At 43.3% G+C, this 6,973-nt stretch carries 4 protein-coding genes and 3 pseudogenes; 3 read left to right on the plus strand and 4 right to left on the minus strand.

Translation table 11 applies throughout. From position 1 onward, the window contains the following. Positions 1-215 precede the first annotated feature (215 nt). Positions 216-1,007 (plus strand): PhzF family phenazine biosynthesis protein, encoded by a 792-nt coding sequence (locus tag HC733_RS21405; protein ID WP_190367013.1) that lies wholly within the window; start codon positions 216-218, stop codon positions 1,005-1,007. Here the strand turns inward: HC733_RS21405 and HC733_RS21410 are convergent. Both HC733_RS21410 and HC733_RS21415 read right to left on the minus strand, forming a co-directional pair. Further along, on the minus strand, positions 1,004-1,144 hold the full coding sequence (locus HC733_RS21410; protein WP_190367014.1) for a hypothetical protein: 141 nt from the start codon (positions 1,142-1,144) through the stop codon (positions 1,004-1,006). The two genes, HC733_RS21405 and HC733_RS21410, sit on opposite strands and share 4 nt — an antisense overlap. 402 nt (positions 1,145-1,546) lie before the next feature. Next, positions 1,547-2,436: pseudogene (locus HC733_RS21415) on the minus strand (transposase). Positions 2,437-2,497: 61 nt separating this feature from the next. On the opposite strand from HC733_RS21415, the gene HC733_RS21420 reads away from it, so the two are divergent. After that, positions 2,498-3,657, plus strand: a protein-coding gene (locus tag HC733_RS21420) for an IS3 family transposase (RefSeq protein ID WP_190367015.1) whose coding sequence is annotated in 2 segments (ribosomal slippage) — positions 2,498-2,759 and positions 2,759-3,657 — 1,161 coding nt in all. Because the reading frame shifts where the segments join, the coding sequence is not laid out codon by codon here. Positions 3,658-3,686: 29 nt separating this feature from the next. Here the strand turns inward: HC733_RS21420 and HC733_RS23680 are convergent. Continuing rightward, positions 3,687-3,779, minus strand: a pseudogene (locus HC733_RS23680) (transposase); the annotation flags it as partial. A gap of 99 nt (positions 3,780-3,878) precedes the next feature. Between HC733_RS23680 and HC733_RS21425 the strand changes: the two are divergent. Then, a pseudogene (locus tag HC733_RS21425) lies at positions 3,879-4,196 on the plus strand (transposase); the annotation flags it as partial. 61 nt (positions 4,197-4,257) lie between these two features. Here HC733_RS21425 and HC733_RS23470 read toward each other — a convergent pair. Beyond that, entirely contained in the window at positions 4,258-6,723 is a 2,466-nt protein-coding gene (locus HC733_RS23470) for a methyl-accepting chemotaxis protein (RefSeq protein WP_190367016.1), read from the minus strand. Between the last annotated feature and the right edge of the window lie 250 nt (positions 6,724-6,973).

Genomic DNA, 6,973 nt, shown 5'->3' on the forward strand with positions numbered 1-6,973 from the left:
CTCCATTTTGCAAGGTTTTGAGGGGTGAGAAAACAAACGTTGCAAAATGAGGATAGTAAGATCGTTTAGATCATCAAGAAGATCAATGCATTAAGTGATTTTCAGTGTCGACTAAATAAACTGTAAATTAGATTTTAAGTACTACGAATACGTGTCGTATTCTCTAAACTGCATTGAGTTTAAAAACTCATTCAATTCACTGCTCAGGATGTGCTATGAAATTACCTATTTATCAAGTAGATGCGTTTGCAAATAAGCTCTTTGAAGGCAACCCAGCAGCGGTGATACCTTTAGAATCATGGTTAGAAGATGAAGTGCTACAAAGTATTGCGCAAGAAAACAACCTTTCGGAAACTGCCTTTATTGTTAAAGCTGATATTGGCTATGAGCTACGCTGGTTTACCCCCAAAGATGAAGTTGATCTATGCGGCCACGCGACACTGGCCACTGCGCATGTACTTTACGAACATTTGGACTATGAAGATGAGAGTATTTCCTTTCATACTCGTAGCGGCATTTTGCAAGTGAGCAGAACTGCTCAAGGATATAGTATGGATTTCCCAGCATCCGTGTTGGAAGAAATACCGGCGCCTTTAGCTTTAGTCGGAGGGCTGAAAAATGTTGAACCCGTGCAAGTATTAGCCGCGTTTGATTATGTGGTTGTGCTTGATAATGAAGCGCAGGTACGAGCGCTTGAGCCAGATCTTAATGCGTGGCGTAAACTTGATCGTCGAGGTGTTGTGGTAACGGCCAAAGGCGACAAGGTTGACTTTGTGAGCCGCTGTTTTTTTCCAAAACTCAACGTTGATGAAGACCCAGTAACTGGCTCAGCACATTGCGAACTTGCCCCATACTGGTCCAAAAGACTGGATAAGGTTCAACTTTGTGCCGCACAAATATCGCAGCGAAGTGGCACCATTTTATGTGAAGTAAAAAACGAACGTGTTGTGCTCATCGGGTCCGCGGTGGATTACATGCAAGGCGAAATAAACTATAAGACAGGTTAGGAGCGACCGTCTAGATGCGAAGATGACTTCGCTGTACCTTTAAGCTTATCTGCCAAAGTGAACATCAAAGCGTTCGGATTCTGTACATGTGTGCTTTGAATAAGCACTTTATCTTGGTGGAGTGTTTTGACTGACATTGTCAATTTTGCTACCAAGAATGAGGTTATTTATCTTCTCCATCACCGCTGGTTCAGCTGTCGAGCTGTCAAAAATGAAATCAGCTATAAACTCACTGAATCTTTAAATCTTTGTAATATAAAGGGCCAACCGTATTTTGACGCCATATAGACTCACGACAGTATAGACTCAGGACAGGGACAGGCACTTTAAGAAAATCGACCAGTAACTTAGCTGACTTTAATTCAGCTTAACGTTGCCCCCAATTTCAATATTTCATCCTACCAGAATGGTTCCTATAAAGGGGAGGTTATTGTGATTAAGGTGTATTTCTATTCTCTTCTGTGATTTTCAAGCGCGCCAAACCCTGCCTGAGTAAAGCAACTTAGTGTTATGCCAAAAGGTTGAGGAAGCTTGGTGACTTACCCTAGTAGTGCCGTGCAGCTTTTAACGTATCTTCGTCGTTTATGGCTGACACGTTCGCAGTATAAGTCCAACTTTCGTTCGCTACCTACTGCACCACGAAAAACTTTTCCGAATTGAGTGGAGAGTTTTATCCAGTTATCTGCCTTGATGTTTAGACGCTCTAGAATAGGGACCTCTGCTGCTGATATGGCTCCATGTTTATCTACTCGTATGCATTTGCCTGTAAGTTCGACCAATTCAAGATAGGTTTTGATTTCAAAAGGCAATCCCTTTGGCAAGTGCTTTCTAGGATTGCCTGCAAATCTTGCTAGTGTCTTTGGTTGTTTTCAATTTTAGCCGCTTCACAGCGTAGTTTTATACTAGTATGGTTTGACTTTTCTGGGGTGGGTGCAATCTTCGCCCGTATCGGGTTTAAGTCTACATAGGCCATACAAGCCATTAGTGCCGCTTCGTCTAGTAGAGCCTGAGATTTAAATCGACCCTCCCAAAAGTGGCCTGTACATTTATCTTCTCTATTCGCTCGTCTTGCTATGTGTTCATTCAGCACTCGCATAAACCAGCTAATGCTCGATAGTCTCGCCCGATATGCTTCTATCTCTTTATTTAAAAAGACTCTATCTGCTTCGCTCAGTGGTACACCTTGCAAAAACTGCTGCATAAGTAATGAACCCTTAAATAGTTTGCTCCAGCGCAGTAGTATGGCTTTATCGCTTAGCCTTTGAGCTTTTTTATCATCAACATAAAGTACAACATGAGTATGATTGCTCATCACCGCAAACGCACAAACATCAATACAAAACACTTTTGCTAAAAACAATAACCGAGCTTCTACCCAACCTCGACGATGCTCATACGAGCGACCTGTTTGTTTATCTTCTCCTGTAATGGTCTAATGAATCTGGAGTGATTTATAGCTTAAAATACGCAAAATCGAATCAGGCTTTCTAATGAACCGCAAAACTAAAGTAACCCTTAGCCCAAAACAAAAACTTGAATATGCCAAATTAATGGTGGATGAAGGCTATACCAACAAACAAATTGAAGACCTTTCTGGCGCCGGAAAATCCGCCGTATCTCGTTGGAAAATGCAATATATCGCCGAGTTGGCAGGCAATACGGCCACCAACGCGGCGGCGTTAACCGAGGAACAACGCAAAATCCAACTGCTTGAAAAACAACTCAAGCAAGCGCAAAGAGATAATGAAATTTTAAAAAAGGCTGCGGCTTTCTTTATTCGCGACAATCCAAATTTGAAATGATTACCGCCGTAAAGAAAGCTAATCCCCACTTTAGCAACCTCGAATTATGCCGTGCGTTTTCGATGAGCAGCAGTAGTTTTTACTATCAACCTGTGCACGAAAGCGCCGAAAAAGCGACATTAGTAGATAAAGTAGTCGAGATATTTACCGAGTCGTTCGAGACCTATGGCAAACGGCGAATTCGCGTTGAATTAGCTAAGTCGGGCACAAAAGTGGGCCTCTACGCGGTAGCGTCGATGATGAAAAAGAGGCATCTAACGGCCATTCGCCCGAAGAAAAAGCACTATTACCCTGATGCGGGCGAAGAGCATCGCTTTGCCGACAATTTGCTCAAGCGACAGTTTAACCCCGCAACGCACAACAGCCATTGGGTGGGCGATATTACGTACATCCGCACACATCACGGCTGGAGTTATTTGGCCTGTGTGTTGGATTTGGGCACGAAAGAAATCGTCGGTTACGCGCTATCGAGTAAGGCGAATGCCAAGTTAGCGGTCGAAGCGTTGGATAATGCCATCGCACGTCAGCGCCCCGATCTGAGCAAGTTGATGTTTCATTCTGATCAAGGATGCCAATATTCAGCGACCGAATTTCGCAGCAAACTTAACACATTGAAGATCACGCAAAGTATGAGTCGGCGAGGAAATCGCTGGGATAATGCCGTGATGGAGCGATTTTTTAGGAGTTTGAAGACCGAACGATTAAATAGAGTGGCGTTTATAAATCATGAATCGGTGGTTGCCGCGGTGGCGAGTTATGTGCAATTTTATAACTACAAGCGCCTCCACTCATCGCTGGATTATATGACGCCCCATGAAAAATATATTGAATTAAAACAGGCCGCTTAGAATCACTCCAAAAAAAGTTGACCATTACATCCACACAAAAACGCCCTGCGAACGCAGCGTGAAACACAGTGATAATATCGAGTATCTGACAAACTGATTTGTCGCTTCCTTGCTAACCCCATAGCCCACTCCTTGAACTTTGGTTATCGAATAAAAACGAAGATATTTAAGCCTAGACAAAACTGCTAACCAGTCAAATTTGAAAAACTTGAGTGCCTGTCCTTTTAAAATTTCTTGCAGGCAGCCCCAGAAAACACATGCCCAAAGGACTCCCGTTTGAGTTAAAGTCGTACTTAGAGTTAGTTGAACTCACTGGTCGCTGCATGCGAGAAGACAAACGCGGACACATAGAGCAGCGCACTCTCTCTATTTTAGAGAGACTAAACATCGCCCCCGAAAACTGGCTAAAACTCACCACCCAATTTACCAAAGTGTTCAAAGGAGCCGTGGGGCGACCGAATAAACTTGGTGGCTACTACGCACATCTAGAAGTAAAACGGCGAACTGGCATCAGTCATTGTGAAAAGCTTTTCGGCTAAATCACAATTTACCTCAAAACCACAATCATCATGCTGAATAATTTAATTATGGATGTCTGATTTAATTTTTCGCAGTGACTTTACTTTGAGTTGTGCTGTTTTTATTCTTTACCCGAAATTGAGCAACTCGTTCGCGCAAATTGTGGGCCTGCGTTTGCAAGCTTTCGGCAGCTGCCGCAGCTTCTTCGACTAATGCAGCATTTTGCTGTGTCATTTGATCCATTTGCGAGACCGCTTTTGACACTTCGTTGATACCTTGCGATTGCTCAGTCGAAGCCATTGCGATTTGAGCCATGATGGCGTTGACCCGCTGAATGGAGGTCACAATTTCTTGCATCGTATCGCCAGATTTACCGACCAATAAATTGCCAGTCTCAATTTTCTTCACGGAGTCAAAAATTAAGCCTTTAATGTCCTTGGCTGCATTAGCTGAACGCTGAGCTAAAGTTCGAACCTCAGACGCGACTACGGCAAAACCGCGGCCCTGTTCACCGGCACGTGCAGCTTCAACAGCGGCATTGAGCGCCAAAAGATTGGTCTGAAATGCAATACCATCAATCACGCTAATAATATCAGCTATCTTTTGTGACGCTTCACTGATTGAACTCATAGTGACGACAACTTGCTGGATCAGGGTTCCGCCATCCTGTGCGACTTTAGATGCCTGTTCTGCCAGCACATTGGCTTGCTTGGCATTTTCGGCATTTAATCTTACGGTGGAAGTTAGTTCTTCCATACTTGAAGCTGTTTCTTCTAAACTAGAGGCTTGCTGTTCAGTCCGGGAGGACAAATCACTGTTTCCGGTAGAGATTTCACTAGCGCCTACAGATATCTCTTCTGCAGCATCTTTAATTTGTCCAACAATGTCATGCATGTTCTCCAGCAATGCATTGATCCCTTCAGACAAAATAGCTAGTAAGCCGATTTTCCCGTCTACATTAATTTTTTGCGTTAAGTCGCCAGCAACAGCGGCTTTCACAACGTCCTGCACCTCATCAACCGTTTGTTTCATGGCATTAGCATTTTTGACTTGCTCTGTAATGTCTGTGGCGTATTTCACCACTTTTACTGGCTTATTACTCGCATCCATTATTGGGTTATAGCTTGCCTGGATCCATATTTCTTTGCCGCCATTACCAATACGTTTGTATTGGCCTGTATCGTATTCACCTCGGCTTAACCGCTCCCAAAATCTCCGATACTCTTCGCTGTTTTTTAGGTCTGCTTCAATAAATATACTGTGATGTTTGCCTTTGATATCAGCCAGACTATAACCAACAGCGTTTGAAAAATTGTCGTTAGCGGTCAGGATATGACCGAATAAATCAAATTCTATTACCGCCTGAGATTTACTGATTGCAGCCAGCTGACCAGAATAATCTGCATTGCGTACGACCTCTTTTGTGATGTCTGTCGCATATTTCACGACTTTATAGGGCCTGTTTTCTGCATCCATGATGGCGTTGTAACTGGCTTGGATCCATATTTCGCGGCCCTCTTTGGTGATGCGTTTATACTGGCCCGAATCAAACTCACCGCGGGCTAATTTTTGCCAGAATATCTTATATTCCGGGCTATTATGCTGCGCGGGTTCGACAAAGATACGATGATGTTTACCAACAATTTCCGCTAATTGGTAACCAACGGCGGCTAAGAAGTTCTCATTCGCAGTCAGAATATTGCCCTGCAAATCAAACTCGATGACGGCCTGCGATTTGCCGATGGCTGAGAGCTGTCCTGAATAATCGGCATTTCGCATGACTTCTTTGGTGATGTCTGTGGCGAACTTTACTACTTTATAGGGACGGTTTTCTGCATCCATGATGGCGTTGTAACTGGCTTGGATCCAAATCTCATGCCCCTCTTTGGTGATGCGTTTATACTGGCCTGAGTCATATTCGCCGCGAGCTAATTTCTGCCAGAACTGCTGATATTCTTGACTCTGATGTTTGGACGGTTCGACAAAAATGCGATGGTGCTTACCGACAATTTCCGCTAACTGATAACCGACGGTTGCCAAAAAGTTTTCGTTCGCTGTCAGAATATGACCATTTAAATCAAACTCGATGATGGCCTGTGATTTACTGATGGCTGAGAGCTGTCCTGAGTAATCGGCATTTCGCATAACATCTTTGGTAATGTCGGTGGCGAATTTTACCACTTTAAAGGGACGATTATTCTCATCCAAAATAGCGTTATAACTGGCCTGGATCCAAATTTCACGTCCATCTTTTCTGATGCGTTTGTACTGACCGGTGTCAAATTGGCCTTTTGCTAATTTTTGCCAAAAGTGTTGGTACTCAGCACTGTTATGTTGCGCGGGATCGACAAAAATACGATGGTGTTTCCCGACAATTTCGTCCAAACGATAACCTACAGCATTTAAAAAATTATCATTAGCAGTAAGAATATTACCGGCCAAATCAAACTCGATGACAGCTTGTGATTTGTTAATAGCGGCGATAAGTCCTTGTAATTCTGCAGTGCTTTTTACTGTCACACCCAATATTTTTGTCAAAATACTCATAATAGTTCCTTTAGACTCACACCTTGCTGTAATGATCGATAAGCTAACGCCGCCGGAATAACACTGATCCGCAGGTAAGTGTAGTCTTATTTTCTACGTATGATCAAAATAAAAATGATCCCGCAGCTGACTATAGCTAGATCAAAATAAATTGCGATAGTCCAAGTGCTTAGTAAACAGTTCTTCGATAGAACAGCGAAACTTTCGCCTGATTGATTTTGCGTGTGCCCACTTCTTTTCAATAGGATTC

The organism is Pseudoalteromonas sp. S16_S37 (assembly GCF_014694405.1).
GTDB lineage: Bacteria > Pseudomonadota > Gammaproteobacteria > Enterobacterales > Alteromonadaceae > Pseudoalteromonas.

Coding starts and splice junctions, on each gene's coding strand:
- HC733_RS21405 (WP_190367013.1), top strand. CDS start 216: ATGAAATTACCTATTTATCAAGTAGATGCGTTTGCAAATAAGCTCTTT.
- HC733_RS21410 (WP_190367014.1), bottom strand. CDS start 1,144: ATGTCAGTCAAAACACTCCACCAAGATAAAGTGCTTATTCAAAGCACA.
- HC733_RS23470 (WP_190367016.1), bottom strand. CDS start 6,723: ATGAGTATTTTGACAAAAATATTGGGTGTGACAGTAAAAAGCACTGCA.